This window comes from Nocardia sp. NPDC049149, from assembly GCF_043197455.1.
Classification (GTDB): Bacteria; Actinomycetota; Actinomycetes; order Mycobacteriales; family Mycobacteriaceae; genus Nocardia.
Window position 1 is genome coordinate 81,107 of record NZ_JBICTD010000001.1, and the last position, 18,539, is coordinate 99,645.

The window sequence follows — 18,539 nt, forward strand, 5'->3', positions numbered from 1 at the left end:
CGATCCGAAAGGTGGATCGCCGGGCCGCAGTGTGTCAGTGGAAGGTGCGCCCGCCCAGTGACGCGCTGATGATCGCGGGCGGTGTCCAGCCCGCCATCAGATTCGCGCGTTCCTGCGGGGTGAGATCCTGCCTGGCCCAGATGCGGTGCGCGCTGCGGCGGCAGGCGGCGACCAGGGTTGGGGCGGTGCGGTTGCGGAACCTCATGACATTTCTCCTTCGGTGAACCTCCAATTCTGTGCCGTGAGCAGGGCGTGCGCGAGCGTCGGCGACGATCTTCACGAATTCTGTATGCGGGTGTAAATGACGCGGACCTCGGTCCGTTTGAGCCGGACCCGGCCGGACGCCCGACCGTTCGAGCCGCTAACATCCCACGGAGTGAAGCCCGATACACCGCACGACCGCGTCTGGCTCGACAAACAGACGCCCACCGCGTACCGCGCCCTCGGCAAGGTCGCCAACGAAGTACGCGCCGCGGCCGCCGCGGCAGGCCTCGACCGCAAACTCGTCGAGCTGATCAACCTGCGGGTTTCCCAGATCAACGGGTGCGCCTACTGCCTGGACGTACACAGCCGAGCCGCGCGCGCCGCGGGCAACACCGAACAGGAACTGGCCGTGCTGTCCGCTTGGCGGCGCACGGAACTGTATTCCCCGAAGGAGCGAGCCGCGCTGGCGCTGGCCGAGCTCACCACGACACTTCCCGACGAGGACACCCTTGCGCGCGCCTACGCACTCGCGCGCACCGCGCTGACGGACGATCAACTGTCCGTTGTCCTCTGGGCCGCCACCACGATCGGCGCGTTCAATCGCGTGTCGATCCTGAGCAATCACCCTGTCCATGCCGCGAAGGAGAAGCCGACCATGACCACATCCACCCCGGAGTCCACTGTCGCCCGCAACGCCGAGAAGAACCGCTACGAGGTGTTCTACGGCGGCGAACTGGCAGGCTTCGCCGAGTACGAGGAGCGCGACGACGAGACGGTGTTCACGCACACCGAGATCGACGGCGCGTTCTCCGGCAAGGGGCTCGGCAGCGTCCTGGCCAAGCAGGCCATCGAGGACACGATCGAGCGCGGCAGGGTGATCCGGCCGCTGTGCCCGTTCATCAGGGCGTACCTGGACAAGCACCCGCAGTACGACGCGCAGGTGATCGGCAAGGGCATCAGCCGGTGAGCCGAGCGTCGGCGACCGCATCGGAGGCGGAGTCATGAGCGATCTCGACGCACATCCTGAAGAGGCGCTCTGCGAGCCTACGGCCGGTCCCGGACCGGTCGCCGAGCTCTTTCCGTTGCGTGAGGTGCCGCTCGGCGGCGTCCGCGGCGTCTACGTGGAACGCGTACTGCCGCAACGGGATCTGCCGACCGTCGGCGCCTGGTGCTTCCTCGATCACTTCGGCTCCCCCACTGTCACCACCACCGGGGCGTCCCCGGATATCGATCCGCATCCGCACATCGGCTTGCAGACGGTGACCTGGCCGTTCAACGGCCGGATCCGCCATCGCGATTCGGTCGGTTCCGATGTGGAGATCGAGCCGGGGCAGCTGAACCTGATGACCTCGGGGCGCGGCATCGCGCACTCGGAGTACAAGGTCGCAGGCGCGCACGCCGGGCACGGCCTGCAGCTGTGGATCGCGTTGCCTGGCAACAGCACCGGGATCGAGCCGCATTTCGAGCAGCATCGCGAACTTCCGGTGTACGAAGCGCAAGGGCTACGCGCGATCGTCTTGATCGGCTCGCTGGCAGGCACCGTCTCGCCCGCCAAGGCGTATACACCGATCGTCGGCGCGGACGTGCGGCTGGATCCTGGCGCCGAGGTCACCCTGCCGCTGGACCGGGGCTTCGAGCACGCGGTGATGGTGATCGAGGGCGAGGTGACGGTCGACGGCACGCCGCTCACCGCAGGCCCGCTGCTCTACCTCGGCACCGATCGCGACGAGATCGCGCTGACCAGCACGGCGGGTGCGCATTTCGCGCTGATCGGCGGCGAGCCGTTCGGCGAGGAACTGGTGATGTGGTGGAACTTCGTCGGACGCAGCCACGATGAGATCGTGGCGGCCCGAAACGATTGGGAGAATCACAATCTCGATCGCTTCGCCGATATCGCCGGGCACTCGCCGAAGCAGCGCATTCCGGCGCCGCCGTTGCCCGCCTTGCATCTGAAGCCGCGTAAACGCCGGATCGGTCCGGCCAGAGACTGATTCGAGCGGGCGCCGCGGTTCAGGGAGCCGCGGTGAAGATCTCGTAGCTGTGGCGGTCCGGTGCGCACACGTACACACCGCGGCCGCCGCCGAGGCGATTGATGTCGCGGTTCCAGCCGTGCTCGATGCCTGCACCGTAGGCGACGTCGGGCCACCCGGCCAGGCGATGCAGGATCGCGTCGAAGGTGGTGTCGTCGACGAGGAAGGCGTAGTGGCCGGGTTCGACCCGGCCACGGTCGTCGAAGTCGAGGGTCAGGTCGCCGTTCACTCGGACCGGAACGAACGGGCCGGTCGGCGCGCCCACCGTCAGACCCATCAGCTCAGCGAAAAACGTTGCGGCGGCGTGCCGATCGGCGGTGGGCACGATCGTGTGATGCAAGACGATGGCCATGGACTACCCTCCATATATATGCGATACGCACACAAATATACATGCGCATCACATGCGATCGCCAGGGTTCGCGTTAGGCTGGCGGCATGAGCACACGGGGGACCAAACCTGGCACGGCCGACGGCGGGCCTGCACTGTTCCGGGTGGTGCGATTCTGGTCGCGCCGCTGGATCAATCGAACATCCGAAGACCTGCCCGACGAACTGCGGCACGCGCAACACGTGCAAGTGGTCGAGGTGGTCGCCGCCACCATCGAGCAGGGCGGCGAGGCCACGATCACGTCGGTGGCACACCAACTCGGACTCGACCATTCCGGCGCGAGCCGCATGGTGCGCGATGCGACGGCCGCAGGCCATCTGTCCCGCGCCGAATCCGAACACGACCGTCGCCGTACCTCGCTCGCGTTGACCACCCGCGGCGAACAGCTGCTCGCGGACGCGCACGAGTGGCAACGCCACGTCTTCGCCGAGCTCACCGCCGACTGGGACGACCAGGATCGGCGACAGTTCGCCGGCTATCTGCGCAGGGTGTGCGACCAGCTGCAGGCGTGATCCGAACGCGTTGTGCCCGAACCCCTTCTGCTGAAGGTCACGAAACGGTATCGTCGCCGACGAAAACACCGCGCAGGGGGAGCGCTACCGAAAAGAGCACAACGATGAGCATCTTCAGAAGCACCGCCACGGTATTGCTCGCCATGACCGCAACGGTCATCACCGCGGGCACCACCCATGCGGACCCCGCAAGCACCGCACCCGACGCACCGCTCGATGTGCGCGGGTCATTCCACGAAATCGCCTACCAGGTCGCGGCATCCGAGGATCGGCGAGGGGCGGTGACCACCATCCAGGACGGCCGGTTCGAGCTGATCAAGGAGGGTCGGGTCGTCACACTCACCGACCGCGACGGCACCGTCGTCGCCGCGCTACCGATGGCGGTGCGCGTCGGCGACCAACGGGTGCAACTACATCCGGACATCGACGCGTCAGGCCGCCAGCTCACCCTCATCCCCGACAACATGACGCAGACACCGCTGCGCGATGTGGCCACCCAGGAACGCTTATTCGCCGAGGTCGAGAAGGTGTGGCCGATTGTGTTGGCGGGCGCGGGAATCGGCGCAGGCATCGGGTTCATCCTCGGCTTCCCGCTCGGCCTGTTCATCTTCGACTTCATCACGGTGCCGATCACCACGGTGCTCGGCGCCGCGATCGGCGCGGCAAGCGGACTCGCGATGGGCGGCGGCCAGCCAGCGATCGACGCGGCGCTGGAATACGCCTCCGGCGCACCCTGATCCGACACCACCGGGTCACGCGGGTCCTCGGCGGCTGCGCCCAGGACCCGCGTTCCGATGACGCGCAACAGATCCAGCTTGTCGGCGGCATCGACGCCAGAACGATCGACCAGCAAGGGTGTGCGCCCCCGGTGCGCGCTACACGGATCTGCGCGGTCGGATGACCGCGGTGAATGCCGCTGCCGCGACGGACTTTCCGGTGTTGTCGGTGATGTTCACCGGGACTTCGAGCTCGATCGACGCCTTGGCGGCGATATCGGCTCTGATCCGCTGCAGGAGTTCACCGGACAATTCGGAGGTCGCCAGGAACGGGCCCGCCTCCCCCTTGGCGCGCGCCCGGTATTCGATCCGTCCGTCCCTGGCGACGATGAACGTCTCGCCCATCAGGTCGACGATGCCCGAGACCGATGCTCCCATCGCCGCGGTTTCCGCGAGTCCGAACAGCACCGCAGCGTGCAGGTCGCCGTTGTGGTTCAGATGCTCCGCTCGCGGCGCCATTCGCACCACGTTCCGTCCGGCGTCGAACTCCACCCCTTCGATCCCGGTGTACTGGATGAAGCCCAGCTTCTGGAAGCCGGCCATCACCAACTCCCCCATGGCCGCGCTGTCCATCGCATCTCCCGCCGCACAAAATGAAACGTGTTCTAATTTCATACTCGCATCGGGTGCGGGTTGTCCAGGCAGCTGGTCGACTTACCGCTGGTACCGCTTCGGCAGCTGGTAGCCACGCTCGGCGAGGACGGTGCGCAACAGGTCGGGCCGGTTGGTGATGAGGCCGTCGACACCGAGATCGAGCAAGGTGAGCATGGTGGCGCGATCGTCGACGGTCCACGGCACCACCCGGATTCCGCGATCATGCGCGGCCTTGACGAGGTCGGCCGTGGTGAACGGGCGATAGCCAGGGGTGGCGACCGTGGCATCCTGGGGGTCGCCGTGCACCGGCGACACCGCGTCCGCGCCGAAAGATGCTGCGGCGGCGACATATTTCTGCTGGAGGGAACCAGGGAAGTCATCGATGTCGAGGCCGCCGAGCCATGGTGAGGGACCCGGCTGACCCTCCTGTAAGAACTGCTGGCCGTTGGTGAGGGCGACCAACGGCAGCTCAGGGGCGACTTCGCGCATCCGCATCAATGCGCCCCAATCGAAACTTTGGATGGTGACCTGATTTTCGATGTGGGCACGGCGGATCTCCGCCGCGACGACCTGCACAAACTGCTCCCGCGGTGCCGTCTGTTGCGGGGCGCCCGCTTCGACCTTGGTTTCGATGTTCAGCTTCACCTCATCGGCGTGATAGGCCCGGACGAGGTCGAAAACCTCGGACAGCAGGGGCATCTGGGCGCCGGGCACTGTGCGCTGTTCGGGGAATGCGGCCAATTGTTTTGAACCGCAATCGATCGTGCGAACCTGCGCCAACGTCAGGTCGCGGATGTACCTGGTGCCGGGCACATACGGGAACTTCGGGTCGCCGGGGAAAGCGGGGGCCGTGTCGATGCACTTGTCCGGGTTGGGATCCCGATCGTGGGTGAGCACCGGGTAGCCGTCCTCGGTGATCTGCACGTCCAACTCGAGCGTGCTGACGCCGAGCTCCAGCGCGTTCGCGAATGCCGCCAGGGTGTTCTCCACGACCAATGCGGTGCCGCCGCGGTGGGCTTGCAGGTCGAAAGGACGCCCCGGGCCGCCCGCGGATGCCGTCCCCGTCGACAGGACGCCGATCAGCAGGACGGCTGCCGCGCTCGCATACATTCGTCGCATATACCCATGGTGGACCGCACGATCCACACGCCGGTGACCGTGGGATGAAAGGCTACGGAACCAGGATCACCTTGCCGGTCGTTGCCCGCCGCTCCAGAGCGGCGTGGGCTTGCGCCGCCGCGGCGAGCGGGAAGGTGTGCACCGTCGGCACCATCGCCGCGTCGGCGGCGGCTTGCAGGGCCCTGGATTCCTCGTTGCGCACCTCGCGCGGTTTACTCAGCATGATCGACAGTGCGTCGATCATCGTAATGCCCTGTTCCCGCAGCTTTTCCGCGTCCGGTGTGAATTCGTCGCGGGACGCGTTGCCGTAGGTGACATAGCGGGCACCCTCGGCAAGCAGATCCATTGCCGCCCTGCCTTTTTCGCCCATGACGCCGTCTAGTGCCACCGTGACCGGGCGCTCGCCGTATGCCTGCCGAACCTGATCGGTCCAGTCGGGCTGGTTGTAGTCGACGGCGAGGTCCGCGCCGAGTGCCGCCACGGCAGCGACCTTGGCCGGTCCGCCTGCCGCGCCGATGACGCGGGCACCGATGGTGCGGGCATGCTGGACCATCAGCCGTCCGATCCCACCCGCCGCCGAGTTCACCAGGACCACGTCGTCAGCGGTCAGTGCCGCGATGTCGAGCACTTCGATGGTGGTGGTGCCGGTGACGATCATCGCGGCAGCGGACTCGTAGTCCAGGCCAGCCGGAATCCGATGCAGTGCAGTCACTTCAGCGACGGCCAGTTCGGAATACCCGCCGGACACGCTCCTCGACGTCACCACATCCGCCCCGACCAACGACGTATCCACCCCCGGCCCAACGGATTCGACGATCCCCGCCACCTCACCACCGAAGATCGCAGGCAGCTCCGGCAGCGGCGGACCGATCGGCAACCCCTCGCGCATCGCCGTCTCGATCAGATGCACCCCCGCCGCTTTCACCACAATCCGCACCTGCCCCGCCCTCGGAATCGGATCAGGAACAGTTTCGTATCGCAGATTCCCTGCGGGCCCAAAAGCATGCAATACAACCGCGCGCATGGTGTCTCCTCCGGTCAGAACTCGATCATCCTCTGACCCCACCCTGCAACCTCAACATTAGTTGATGTCAACTGACGCAGGCACAGCACCGATCAAAGGTGCAGGTGCCATTCCGCGATTTCACGGACGCGGGCCATCGTGATGCCGGTGCGCTGCTCCACGGCAAGCGGGTGGTCGGTGGGTTCCAACTCGACCAGCGGCCGGATCCCGAGTGGCTGCGTGTGCATGTCCGGGACGCTGCTCGAGATCGGAACTCCAGTAGGCGGGTGCGGGTAAGGCATAGGCGAAGGGCGGGCCGTCGTGCGCCTGATCGCAGGATCCACAGCGAAAGGTAGAGCTCATCACGCCGGAAGCATACGGAGTTCGGCTCGGCCGATGCCGACGGGACGGCTCCGGACGTGCAGGTGATGCGGGCAGTGTCCGGCGGTGACTCAGCCCGCATCACCTTACGATCGGTCGGGGGCGTCGTCGTGTGGTCGGATTCCTTCGAGGGGTGGGCCGATCAGTGTGTCGGTGCGATCGCGCACGTCGTCCCAGACTGCTAGGGCGACAATGGCTATCAGCACTACGCTGCCGATCGCCGCTACGAGTATGTAGTCCACGGTTCGGATCCCGCGATTCAGTTGTTTGTTGGGGTGTCAGGCCAGCCCGCCTGGCTTGGCCAAGAGTTCGGACAAGGCGGTATCGATGAACCGGGTGTCCTCGGGATTGCTGCCATGGCCCGCGAAATGGCCCCAAATGCCGGGGATTACGCGCAGTTCGGCGTTCGGGATGTGGGTGACGGCCCATGCTTCGTCTTCCGGCGGGAAGTAGAGGTCCTTCTCGGCGGGCAGCACGAGGGCGGTCGCCTTGATCGAGGCGAGAGCGGCTTCGGTGTAGCCGTCGAAGCCGGGTGTGCGGCCGACGTCGCCGTTCTGCCAGGTCCACAGCATGCTCAGCAGATTGTTGGGATCACGGCCGTCCAGGAAGAAGCCTTCCCAAAAGCCGATCAGGAAATCGTCGAGGGAGGTGTAGCCGAGTTTCTCGTACTCGCGCTCCCAATAGAAGGCCTGCGAGAAGCCCCAGCCCGCGTAAACCCTTGCCAGCGCACGCAATCCGGTGGTCGGCCAGTTCTCGCCGTACCAGCCGCCCGCGAACGTCGAGTCGGCGGTCAGCGCCGCCTTGACGCCCTCCAGGAACACCTTGTTGTGCAGGCTGGTGCGCGCGGAACCACAGAACGGGGCGATCCGCTCGACCATCTCCGGATAGCTCACCGCCCACTGGTAGGTCTGCCCCGCACCCATCGACCAACCAGTCACCAGCGCGAGCCGCTCGATGCCGAACTTCTCGGTCACCAAACGATGTTGGGCGGCAACCTGATCGAAGACCGTGATGTTCGGGAACCGCGCCCGATCGTAGGGCGGCAGCGTGTTGCTCGGCGAACTCGACAGCCCGTTGCCCATCATGTTCGGCACGATGATGAAGTACTTCTCCGGGTCCAATGCCATCCCCGGCCCGATCAGCCACTCATTGTCCCAGTGCCGCCCCGAATACCACGTCGGATACACCACCGCATTGCTCTTGTCGGCATTCAGCTCGCCATACGTCGCGTACGCCAAGAAGGCGCCGCGCAAAGTGGCACCGTGCTGCGTGGTGAAATCACCGAGATCGAAGATCTGGTGGTGGGTCATGGAGTGACTCGCTTTCGAACGGGCGGAACAGCTTTCACCAGGACACAGGCCGCCGTCGCACCCCACAACCAGCCGAACCCTTACATCCGAAAATATTCTGACAGCAACAATTCCCCCAGAAATAATTTTCCCATCACCGCCCCATCCTCACCGGCCAAGGTGCGCAGCACCGTACGCCGAGCAACGGGTGTACGCCGAGCCTGAACTGCTACTACAGCTCCTCGGAGGCGGGGGTGGTTGGGTCGGGGTGGGAGATGAAGGGGACGAGCCATTCGATGCGGGGGCGGCCGCCGGTGCCGTCGTATTCGAGGAAAGCGGCTTGGTGGTAGTCGAATTGCTGGAGGAAACCTTGGAGTTTGCGGTAGTCGGGTTCGCGGTCGATGTCGGTCGGCGCGCCCTTCTTGGCTTCCAAGACGAGGAGGTTGTGGTCGGGGCCGCCACCACGCGGGTCGTGCACGATGAGGTTCGGGTAGACGTCGAGACGGTCGCCAGCCCCGCGCAGATACTTGGTGCCGATCGCCTCGAGCCCGCGGTCGTGGAAACGGTTGTATTCGACGTCGGCGCGCCACAGTCCCGACCACGCCTCGAGCCGCAGGTTCAGCGCTGCGGCGATGTGCGCCACCACCGTTCGCTCGTGCACACCGTGCTCGATCAGGTCGGGACACTGCTTCCACACCGACCGGATCGCTTCTCGTACGACATCGCGAACGACGTCGTCGGCCACCGGAGCCGTCATTCCGCAGATCATGCCAGCACCGACCAGCGCCGGAGTGCGGAAACGCAAACGGCCCCCGCTCGCGAGGAGCGGGGGCCGGATGTTGTTGCTGCGCTACCGGTTAGCGGTAGTCGCTGAAACCGTAATCGTCCAGCGGAACCGCGGCACCGGTGGTCTGACCGAAGCTGTCCGGGCTGTAGTAGGTGTCGTCGTAGGACGGCACCGCGTACGCGGCGGCACGGGCTTCTTCGGTCGGCTGCACCTGGATGTTGCGGTACCGGTTGATACCGGTACCCGCCGGGATCAGCTTGCCGATGATCACGTTCTCCTTGAGGCCGATGAGCTTGTCGGAGCGGCAGTTGATCGCCGCGTCCGTCAGAACTCGGGTGGTCTCCTGGAAGGACGCCGCCGACAGCCACGAATCGGTCGCGAGCGACGCCTTCGTGATACCCATCAGCACCGGGCGGCCCGCCGCGGGCTCATTGCCCTCGGCGACGACGCGACGGTTGGAGGCCTCGAACTCGGACCGCTCGGTGAGCGAGCCGGGCAGGAACTCCGTGGCACCCGAATCGATGATCGTCACGCGACGCAGCATCTGGCGCACGATGACCTCGATGTGCTTGTCGTGGATCGACACACCCTGCGAGCGGTAGACCTCCTGGACCTCGTGGACCAGGTGGATCTGCACCTGACGGGGGCCCATGATGCGCAGCACCTCGTGCGGATCCGCCGCGCCTTCCAGCAGCTGCTGGCCGACCTCGACGTGGTCACCATCGGAGAGCAGACGCTCGGTGCCGTCGTCGTGCTTGAAGACACGCAGACGCTGACGCTTCGAGAGCTTGTCGTAGACAACCTCTTCACCACCGTCATCCGGGATGATGGTGATCTTGTAGAAGCGATCGTCGTCCTCGAGCCGCACGCGACCCGAGACCTCGGCGATGGGCGCCTTGCCCTTCGGCACACGAGCCTCGAAGAGCTCCTGCACACGGGGCAGACCGCCGGTGATGTCATCGCCAGCGACACCACCCTGGTGGAAGGTACGCATGGTGAGCTGGGTACCCGGCTCACCGATGGACTGCGCGGCCACGATGCCGACGGCCTCGCCGATGTCGACCAGCTTGCCGGTCGCCATGGAGCGGCCGTAGCAGGTCGCACACACGCCGGTGCCGGTGGTGCAGGTCAGCACGGAACGGACCTTCACCTCGGTGATGCCCGCGTCGAGCAGCGCCTCGATGGCCGGGTCGCCGAGGTCGGCACCCTTCGCCACCACGACATTGCCCTTGGCGTCCACCGCGTCGGACGCGAGAGTCCGTGCGTAGGCCGAGGTTTCGACGTGCGCGTCGCGAATCAGCGTGCCGTCCGGCTGCTTCTCCGCGATCGGGACGACGATGCCGCGCTCGGTGGCGCAGTCGTGCTCGCGCACGATCACGTCCTGCGAGACGTCCACCAGACGACGGGTCAGGTAACCCGAGTCGGCGGTACGAAGTGCGGTGTCGGCCAGACCCTTTCGGGCACCGTGGGTGTTGATGAAGTACTCGAGAACGGTCAGGCCCTCACGGAACGAGGACTTGATCGGCCGCGGGATGAACTCACCCTTCGGGTTGGTCACCAGGCCCTTCATACCGGCGAGGGTACGAGTCTGGGTGAAGTTACCCGTGGCGCCCGACTCGACGATCGTGATGATCGGGTTGTCCGGCGGGTAGTGCGCACGCAGCGCCGTACCGACCTCTTCCGTCGCCTCCTGCCAGATCTTGACCAGAGCGTTGTTGCGTTCCTGGTGATCCAAAGCACCACGCTGGTACTTCTTCTCGATCTGATCGGCAAGCGCCTCGTAGCGCTCCATGATCTCGGTCTTCTCCGGCGGCACGAGGACGTCGGACATCGAGACCGTCACGCCGGAACGGGTGGCCCAGTAGAAGCCCGCGTCCTTCAGCTTGTCGACGGTCTGCGCGACCACGATCATCGGGTAGCGCTCGGCGAGATCGTTGATGATCGTCGCCTGACGCTTCTTCGGCATCGGCTCGTTGATGAACGCGTAGTCCGCCGGGAGCAGCTCGTTGAACAGCACACGACCAAGGGTGGTCTCGGCAATCCACGCGTCGCCGCGGTTCCAGCCCTCCGGGAACAGCTTCGCCTCGATCTCCTTCGGCGGGCGCTGGTGGATGAGCCGCACCTTGATCAGCGAACGCACGGTGAGTTCACCACGGTCCACCGCCATCTGTGCCTCGGACGGCGAGGAGTACACGCCGAACTCGACCGAATCCTTTGCGGCCGGCTTGTATTGACCCTTCGCGCCCTCTTCGAGGCGGGTCAGGTAGTACAGGCCGGTCACCATGTCCAGACGCGGCATGGCCAGCGGACGACCCGAGGCGGGCGACAGGATGTTGTTCGAGGACAGCATCAGGATGCGGGCCTCGGCCTGCGCCTCCGCGGACAGCGGGAGGTGCACGGCCATCTGGTCACCGTCGAAGTCGGCGTTGAACGCTTCACAGACGAGCGGGTGCAGCTGGATCGCCTTACCCTCGACGAGCTGCGGCTCGAACGCCTGGATGCCGAGGCGGTGCAGGGTGGGCGCACGGTTCAGCAGCACCGGGTGCTCGGCGATGACCTCTTCGAGGACATCCCACACCTGGGGACGCTGACGCTCGACCATCCGCTTGGCGGACTTGATGTTCTGCGCGTGGTTCAGGTCGACCAGACGCTTCATCACGAACGGCTTGAACAGCTCCAGCGCCATCAGCTTGGGCAGACCGCACTGATGCAGCTTGAGCTGCGGACCGACCACGATGACCGAACGGCCCGAGTAGTCGACGCGCTTGCCGAGCAGGTTCTGCCGGAAACGACCCTGCTTGCCCTTGAGCAGATCGCTCAGGGACTTCAGCGGGCGGTTACCCGGTCCGGTGACCGGACGTCCACGACGGCCGTTGTCGAACAGCGCGTCGACGGACTCCTGCAGCATCCGCTTCTCGTTGTTGACGATGATCTCGGGCGCACCGAGGTCGATCAGTCGCTTGAGGCGATTGTTGCGGTTGATCACGCGGCGGTACAGGTCGTTCAGGTCGGAGGTGGCGAAGCGGCCACCGTCGAGCTGAACCATCGGGCGCAGCTCCGGCGGGATCACCGGAACGGCGTCGAGCACCATGCCCATCGGCGAGTTGCCGTTGGTCTGGAACGCCGCGACGACCTTGAGCCGCTTGAGCGCACGCAGCTTCTTCTGGCCCTTACCGCTACGGATGGTCTCCCGCAGGTTCTCGGCCTCGGCGTCGATGTCGAAGTTCTCCATCAGCTTCTGGATGGACTCCGCACCCATGGCGCCGGTGAAGTATTCGCCGTAGCGGTCGATCAGCTCGCGGTACAGCACCTCGTCGACGATGAGCTGCTTGACGGCCAGCTTGGTGAAGGTGGTCCAGATCTCGTCGAGCCGGTCCAGCTCACGCTGGGACCGATCGCGGAGCTGACGCATCTCGCGCTCGCCGCCGTCCTTGACCTTGCGGCGCACGTCGGACTTGGCACCCTCGGCCTCGAGCTCGGCCAGGTCGGCCTCGAGCTTCTGGGCGCGGGCTTCCAGGTCGGCGTCCCGCTGGTCGGCGACGGCCTTCTTCTCGACCTCCATCTCGGCCTCGAGGGTGCTGAGCTCGTTGTGGCGCAGCTCCTCGTCGACTCCGACGATGACGTAGGCGGCGAAGTAGATGATCTTTTCCAGATCCTTCGGCGCCAGGTCGAGCAGGTACCCGAGGCGCGAAGGGACGCCCTTGAAGTACCAGATGTGGGTAACGGGAGCGGCCAGCTCGATGTGGCCCATCCGCTCACGACGCACCTTGGCGCGCGTGACCTCGACGCCACAGCGCTCACAGATGATGCCCTTGAAGCGGACACGCTTGTACTTGCCGCAGTAGCACTCCCAGTCCCGGGTGGGGCCGAAGATCTTCTCGCAGAAGAGTCCGTCCTTCTCCGGCTTGAGCGTGCGGTAGTTGATGGTCTCCGGCTTTTTCACCTCGCCGAAGGACCACTGGCGGATGTCGTCCGCGGTGGCCAGGCCGATCCGGAGTTCATCGAAGAAGTTGACGTCTAGCACGTAACTTCCTTTCCCCTATTCGGGTCGAATTCGAGCAAAAAGTTCACTAGTTGGTGGAACGCGGGGTGCGAATGCCGTTTAAAACAAACAGCATTCGCACCTACCGCCTAGTTCGCCAGATCGTCGACGGTGGCGGCTTCGTTCCTGGACAGGTTGATGCCCAGGTTGGCCGCCGCGCGCTCCAGATCCTCGTCATCGCCATCGCGCATCTCGATCGCGGCGCCGTCGGAAGACAGCACCTCGACGTTGAGGCACAGCGACTGGAGTTCCTTGAGGAGCACCTTGAACGACTCCGGAATGCCCGGCTCCGGAATGTTCTCGCCCTTGACGATCGCCTCGTAGACCTTCACTCGGCCGACCACGTCGTCCGACTTGATGGTCAGCAGCTCCTGCAGCGTGTAGGCCGCGCCGTAGGCCTGCATCGCCCAGCACTCCATTTCACCGAAGCGCTGGCCACCGAACTGGGCCTTACCGCCGAGCGGCTGCTGGGTGATCATCGAGTACGGACCGGTCGAACGGGCGTGGATCTTGTCGTCGACCAGGTGGTGCAGCTTCAGGATGTACATGTAGCCGACCGCCACCGGGTACGGGAACGGTTCGCCGGAACGTCCGTCGAGCAGCGTCGCCTTGCCGTTGTCGTCGACCATGCGCTCACCATCGCGGTTCGGCAGGGTCGAGGCGAGCAGACCGGTCAGTTCCTCCTCGCGGGCACCGTCGAAGACGGGGGTCGCGATGTTGGAGTCGGACGGCGCGCCGAGCATCTCCTCCGGCAGTGCCTTCGCCCAGTCGGGACGGGTCCCGTCCGAGGCGACGTCGACCTGCCAGCCTGCCTTGCCGATCCACCCGAGGTGGGTCTCCAAGATCTGGCCGATGTTCATACGACGCGGCACACCGTGGGTGTTCAGGATGATGTCGACCGGGGTGCCGTCCGGGAGGAACGGCATGTCTTCGGTCGGCAGGATCTTGCCGATGACACCCTTGTTGCCGTGGCGGCCTGCGAGCTTGTCGCCGTCCTGAATCTTGCGCTTCTGCGCAACGTAGACGCGGACCAACTCGTTGACGCCCGGAGGCAGATCGTCGTCGTCCTCGCGCGAGAACACGCGGATGCCGATGACCTTGCCGGACTCACCGTGCGGAACCTTCAGCGAGGTGTCGCGGACTTCGCGGGCCTTCTCACCGAAGATCGCGCGCAGCAGCCGCTCTTCCGGGGTCAGCTCGGTTTCACCCTTCGGGGTGACCTTGCCGACCAGGATGTCACCGTCGCGCACCTCGGCACCGATCCGAACGATGCCACGCTCGTCGAGGTCGGCGAGGACCTCATCGGAGACGTTCGGGATGTCGCGGGTGATCTCCTCGGCACCGAGCTTGGTGTCGCGGGCGTCGATCTCGTGCTCCTCGATGTGGATCGAGGTCAGGACGTCCTCTTCCACGAGGCGCTGCGACAGGATGATCGCGTCCTCGTAGTTGTGGCCTTCCCACGGCATGATCGCCACGAGCAGGTTCTTGCCGAGGGCCATCTCACCGTTCTCGGTGCACGGACCGTCGGCCAGCACCTGGCCGGTCTCGACGCGCTGACCCTCGTCCACGATCGGACGCTGGTTGGCGCAGGTGCCCTGGTTCGAACGCGCGAACTTGCGCATCCGGTAGGACTTGCGGGTGCCGTCGTCGGCCATCACGGTGACGTAGTCGGCCGAAACCTCTTCCACCACACCGGACTTCTCGTTCACCACGACATCGCCCGCGTCGACGGCGGCGCGCAGTTCCATACCGGTGCCGACAACGGGCGCCTCGGAACGGATCAGCGGCACAGCCTGACGCTGCATGTTCGCACCCATGAGGGCACGGTTGGCGTCGTCGTGCTCGAGGAACGGGATCATCGCGGTCGCGACCGACACCATCTGGCGCGGCGAGACGTCCATGTAGTCGACCTCGGAGGCCGGGACGAGCTCGTTCTCCTCGTTGCCGCGGCGGCAGAGCACGCGGTCCTCGAGGAAGCGACCATCCGCATCGACCGGCGAGTTGGCCTGCGCACGAACGTGCCGGTCCTCTTCGTCGGCGGTGAGGTACTTGACCTCGTCGGTCACCCGGCCGTCGACCACCTTGCGGTACGGCGTCTCGATGAAGCCGAACGGGTTGACCCGCGCGTACACCGACAGCGAACCGATCAGGCCGATGTTCGGGCCTTCCGGGGTCTCGATCGGGCACATACGGCCGTAGTGCGAGGTGTGGACGTCACGGACTTCCAGGCCGGCCCGCTCACGGGACAGACCACCCGGGCCAAGAGCCGACAGGCGGCGCTTGTGGGTCAGACCCGACAGCGGGTTGTTCTGGTCCATGAACTGCGACAGCTGGGAGGTTCCGAAGAACTCCTTGATCGCGGCGACGACCGGACGGATGTTGATCAGGGTCTGCGGCGTGATCGCCTCAACGTCCTGAGTCGTCATCCGCTCACGGACCACGCGCTCCATGCGGGAGAGGCCGACCCGGATCTGGTTCTGGATCAGCTCGCCGACGGTGCGCAGGCGACGGTTACCGAAGTGGTCGATGTCGTCGACGTCGACCGGGACCTCCTGGCCGCCGGGGGCGGTCATGACGCGGTCACCGGCGTGCAGGCGGACCAGGTACTCGATCGTGGAGACGATGTCTTCCTTGGTGAGCACCGATCCGGTGACCTGCTCGCCGAGGTGGATACCGAGCTTCTTGTTGATCTTGTACCGGCCGACGCGGGCCAGGTCGTAGCGCTTCTCCTTGAAGAACAGGTTCTCCAGCAGGGTCTGCGCGGACTCCTTGGTCGGCGGCTCGCCCGGACGCAACTTGCGGTAGATGTCCAGCAGCGCCTCGTCCTGACCGGCGGTGTTGTCCTTCTCCAGCGTCGACATCATGATCTCGGAGAAGCCGAAACGCTCGACGATCTCCTCGGTCGTCCAGCCGAGCGCCTTCAGCAGCACGGTGACCGGCTGGCGGCGCTTGCGGTCGATGCGGACACCAACGGTGTCGCGCTTGTCGACGTCGAACTCCAGCCACGCGCCGCGCGACGGGATGACGCGCACGCTGTGCAGGTCCTTCTCCGTGCCCTTGTCGACCGAGTGGTCGAAGTAGACACCCGGCGAGCGGACCAGCTGCGAGACGACGACGCGCTCGGTGCCGTTGATGATGAACGTGCCCTTGTCGGTCATCATCGGGAAATCTCCCATGAAGACCGTCTGGCTCTTGATCTCACCGGTGTTGTTGTTGATGAACTCCGCGGTGACGAACAGCGGCGCCGCGTAGGTCATGTCCTTGTCTTTGCACTCGTCGATCGAGGCCTTGACCTCCTCGAAACGAGGGTCAGAGAAAGACAGGGACATCGAGCCCGAGAAGTCCTCGATCGGCGAAAGCTCCTCGAGCACCTCCTCGAGTCCCCCGACTAGCCCGACGTCGCCGCGCGCGGCAACCTTTTCACGCCATGACGGCGAACCGATCAACCATGCAAATGAGTCCGTCTGTAGATCGAGAAGTCCGGGCACCTCCAAGGGTTCACGGATCTTCGCGAAAGACACCCGCAACGGGGCTCCGGGGATTCCGGCAACTGCCTTGGTCTGGGTGGAGACTGCCAAGATGCGTCCTTCCAGCACCTCACGCGCGTCGCGTGGTGGTCCGCGACCGTCGCTTGTCTGCTACGAATTCCGCTGGTTACAACCCGAACGAAACCCGAACAGGCAACAACGGAAGTAACACCGGAAGGGTGGAACTTACGTGTGCAAATCGAGGTATGGACAGGAGGCAGCCAGCGCAACGTCCAACCATACACCAACCGCCACGGGGGCGTCAACCTACCACCCGTGCGCACATTCACGTGGCTGGCGCGCCGAGTCCGAATCGCTGGCTGCGTCGGGGACGACGGGGCGCTAGGGAGCCACTGTGACAGCTGCCGCTGTTGTGAATAGCGTGACGGCTCGGGCGAAACTCGTCAAGTGGCAGGGCCGTGTGGCGCTCGGTGAGATCCGCTGGGCCGCTAGGCGATCACTGGTCAACGATGTCGCTGGCCAGCCAGCGATCGCCCACCTTCTGCATGTGCAGCACGATCGGGCCCGCGACGCTCTGCTGGGCGACGCCGTTCTTTGTCGCGCTCACCACAAGATTGACGATCAGCTCAGCCCGATCGTCGGTGAGCAATGTCACAGCGATCGGATCTGCCTTGGCATCTGCGCTGGTCTGAGCCTGTTTTACCGCCGAGATGGTGGTGTCGGCGTACTTGTCGAGATCGGCGAGCATCTTGCCGGTGAGCACCTGCTTGGCGGCGTCGCGGTAGCCGTCGATGTTCTTCACGTCATAGGCGTAGACGGTCTGCAGCGCGTGGTCGGCGGCCGCGCGGACCTCCTCGGTGGCCTTGTTGTCGACGAAGGCCTTGTTCGAATCGTCGACGCCGGGGCGCAGCGCGGCGAGCACGGCGAATCCACCGAGCAGCACGGCGGCGACCAGGCAGGTGACCACGATCGACCAGTACGAACGTCCCGGCCGTGCGATGCGCGGGCGCGCGGACCGCTTCGGCTCGGGCCGTTGCTCGGCACGCGGCGGGCGCGCAGTCGTCGCGCGCGAGGTAGTGGTCGAGCGCGGCTTACGGGCGGGGGCAGTGCGCGGCGCGGTGGCGCGAGACTGCGGTTCGGCGCCAGGGCGGCGCTTGGAGGTGACCCGGTTGACCGGTTTACGCGAAGTCATGTCGATCCCCTCCTACGATCCCGGCTTGGGTGCGGCGGGCGGCTGGTCGCCGGGTGGCGCAGGCGGCGCCTGCCCCTGGCCGCCGCTGAGCAGCACCGGCTGGCTCAGCGAGGAGATCTGCTCGGCTTTCCACACCTCGCCCGTCTTGGCCATGTCGACGTTCCAGGTGTAGCGGTACTCGGCGGGCGGCTTGTCCTTGCCCTTCTCGGTGACCTGCAGCACGACCAGCGCCGACGCCTTGTCCTCTTCGCTGTTCAGCGTGGTCAGCGCGGCGCCGAGCACCTTGGAGGTCATCCCGACATTGGTCTGCTTGGCCAGCGTCTCGGCCTGGTCCTTGTTCTTGTTGGCCGAGTCGAGCAGCGCGCCGGTCATCGAGGACCTGGCCAGCGCCAGCGAACCGGGCACGTCGTCGAGGTTCATCGACGTCATGTTGAGCGCGGCCTGGCGAGCGCCGTCGAGCGCGGTGTCGCGGGCATCGGCGCGCGGGCCGTCGGTGAAGGCGGCCCGCACCCAACCGGTGCCGAACCACACGGCAGCGACCAGCGCGACGACCAAGGCGGCCGCAGAGCCGATCAGCACGAACGTACGGAGGAGACCGGTCCGCTCGGGTGCATCGGAGTCGCGCGCCGCGACCGGCGCCTCAGCGGCCGGCTCGTCGGTGGCCTTCGATGCGTCGAGCTGTTTGGACAGATCGGTGCTCACGACTGCGCCTCACGGTTGGATTCGGTTCG

General features: G+C 65.6%; 16 protein-coding genes. 4 read left to right on the forward strand and 12 right to left on the reverse strand.

Annotated elements, in window-relative coordinates; genetic code table 11:
• Positions 1-34: 34 nt before the first annotated feature.
• Positions 35-205, reverse strand: coding sequence for a hypothetical protein (locus ACGFNJ_RS00390; RefSeq protein WP_167837573.1), 171 nt, complete (start codon positions 203-205; stop codon positions 35-37).
• Between the two features lie 171 nt (positions 206-376).
• Here ACGFNJ_RS00390 and ACGFNJ_RS00395 point away from each other — a divergent pair, with 171 nt between their 5' ends.
• Both ACGFNJ_RS00395 and ACGFNJ_RS00400 read left to right on the forward strand, forming a co-directional pair.
• The gene (locus tag ACGFNJ_RS00395) at positions 377-1,171 is read left to right on the forward strand and encodes an N-acetyltransferase (RefSeq protein WP_393441802.1); all 795 of its coding nucleotides are present in this window, start codon (positions 377-379) and stop codon (positions 1,169-1,171) included.
• A 34-nt stretch (positions 1,172-1,205) separates the two neighbouring features.
• A complete protein-coding gene (locus ACGFNJ_RS00400; RefSeq protein WP_393441805.1) occupies positions 1,206-2,195 on the forward strand; it encodes a pirin family protein in 990 nt (329 codons plus the stop codon).
• Positions 2,196-2,214: 19 nt separating this feature from the next.
• Here ACGFNJ_RS00400 and ACGFNJ_RS00405 read toward each other — a convergent pair whose 3' ends face one another.
• Positions 2,215-2,586, reverse strand: a complete 372-nt coding sequence (locus ACGFNJ_RS00405; RefSeq protein ID WP_393441807.1) for a VOC family protein — start codon at positions 2,584-2,586, stop codon at positions 2,215-2,217.
• An 86-nt stretch (positions 2,587-2,672) separates the two neighbouring features.
• Between ACGFNJ_RS00405 and ACGFNJ_RS00410 the strand changes: the two genes are divergently transcribed.
• Together ACGFNJ_RS00410 and ACGFNJ_RS00415 are read left to right on the forward strand one after the other, a co-directional pair.
• Positions 2,673-3,137 carry a MarR family winged helix-turn-helix transcriptional regulator gene (locus tag ACGFNJ_RS00410; RefSeq protein WP_393441810.1) on the forward strand — a complete coding sequence of 155 codons (465 nt, stop codon included), beginning with the start codon at positions 2,673-2,675 and terminating at the stop codon, positions 3,135-3,137.
• A gap of 104 nt (positions 3,138-3,241) precedes the next feature.
• Positions 3,242-3,874, forward strand: a complete 633-nt coding sequence (locus ACGFNJ_RS00415; RefSeq protein WP_393441813.1) for a hypothetical protein — start codon at positions 3,242-3,244, stop codon at positions 3,872-3,874.
• 138 nt (positions 3,875-4,012) lie between these two features.
• Here ACGFNJ_RS00415 and ACGFNJ_RS00420 read toward each other — a convergent pair whose 3' ends face one another.
• The 10 genes from ACGFNJ_RS00420 to ACGFNJ_RS00465 form a co-directional block, all read right to left on the reverse strand.
• Entirely contained in the window at positions 4,013-4,486 is a 474-nt protein-coding gene (locus ACGFNJ_RS00420; protein ID WP_393441816.1) for a PaaI family thioesterase, read from the reverse strand.
• Between the two features lie 81 nt (positions 4,487-4,567).
• On the reverse strand, positions 4,568-5,617 hold the full coding sequence (locus ACGFNJ_RS00425) for a glycerophosphodiester phosphodiesterase family protein (RefSeq protein WP_393443664.1): 1,050 nt from the start codon (positions 5,615-5,617) through the stop codon (positions 4,568-4,570).
• Between the two features lie 61 nt (positions 5,618-5,678).
• Positions 5,679-6,650, reverse strand: coding sequence for a zinc-binding dehydrogenase (locus tag ACGFNJ_RS00430; RefSeq protein ID WP_393441819.1), 972 nt, complete (start codon positions 6,648-6,650; stop codon positions 5,679-5,681).
• A 92-nt stretch (positions 6,651-6,742) separates the two neighbouring features.
• Positions 6,743-6,877, reverse strand: a complete 135-nt coding sequence (locus ACGFNJ_RS00435) for a DUF2199 domain-containing protein (RefSeq protein ID WP_393441822.1) — start codon at positions 6,875-6,877, stop codon at positions 6,743-6,745.
• Positions 6,878-7,288: 411 nt separating this feature from the next.
• A complete protein-coding gene (locus tag ACGFNJ_RS00440; protein ID WP_393441824.1) occupies positions 7,289-8,320 on the reverse strand; it encodes an alpha/beta fold hydrolase in 1,032 nt (343 codons plus the stop codon).
• A 211-nt stretch (positions 8,321-8,531) separates the two neighbouring features.
• Positions 8,532-9,056 carry a hypothetical protein gene (locus ACGFNJ_RS00445; RefSeq protein ID WP_393441827.1) on the reverse strand — a complete coding sequence of 175 codons (525 nt, stop codon included), beginning with the start codon at positions 9,054-9,056 and terminating at the stop codon, positions 8,532-8,534.
• A gap of 100 nt (positions 9,057-9,156) precedes the next feature.
• Entirely contained in the window at positions 9,157-13,110 is a 3,954-nt protein-coding gene (locus tag ACGFNJ_RS00450; RefSeq protein WP_393441829.1) for a DNA-directed RNA polymerase subunit beta', read from the reverse strand.
• Between the two features lie 107 nt (positions 13,111-13,217).
• Positions 13,218-16,724, reverse strand: coding sequence for a DNA-directed RNA polymerase subunit beta (locus tag ACGFNJ_RS00455; protein ID WP_069160559.1), 3,507 nt, complete (start codon positions 16,722-16,724; stop codon positions 13,218-13,220).
• A gap of 388 nt (positions 16,725-17,112) precedes the next feature.
• Complete coding sequence (locus ACGFNJ_RS00460) at positions 17,113-17,808, reverse strand: hypothetical protein (protein ID WP_393441832.1); 696 nt, start codon at positions 17,806-17,808, stop codon at positions 17,113-17,115.
• A gap of 12 nt (positions 17,809-17,820) precedes the next feature.
• Positions 17,821-18,510, reverse strand: a complete 690-nt coding sequence (locus ACGFNJ_RS00465; RefSeq protein WP_393441834.1) for a hypothetical protein — start codon at positions 18,508-18,510, stop codon at positions 17,821-17,823.
• Positions 18,511-18,539: the final 29 nt, after the last annotated feature.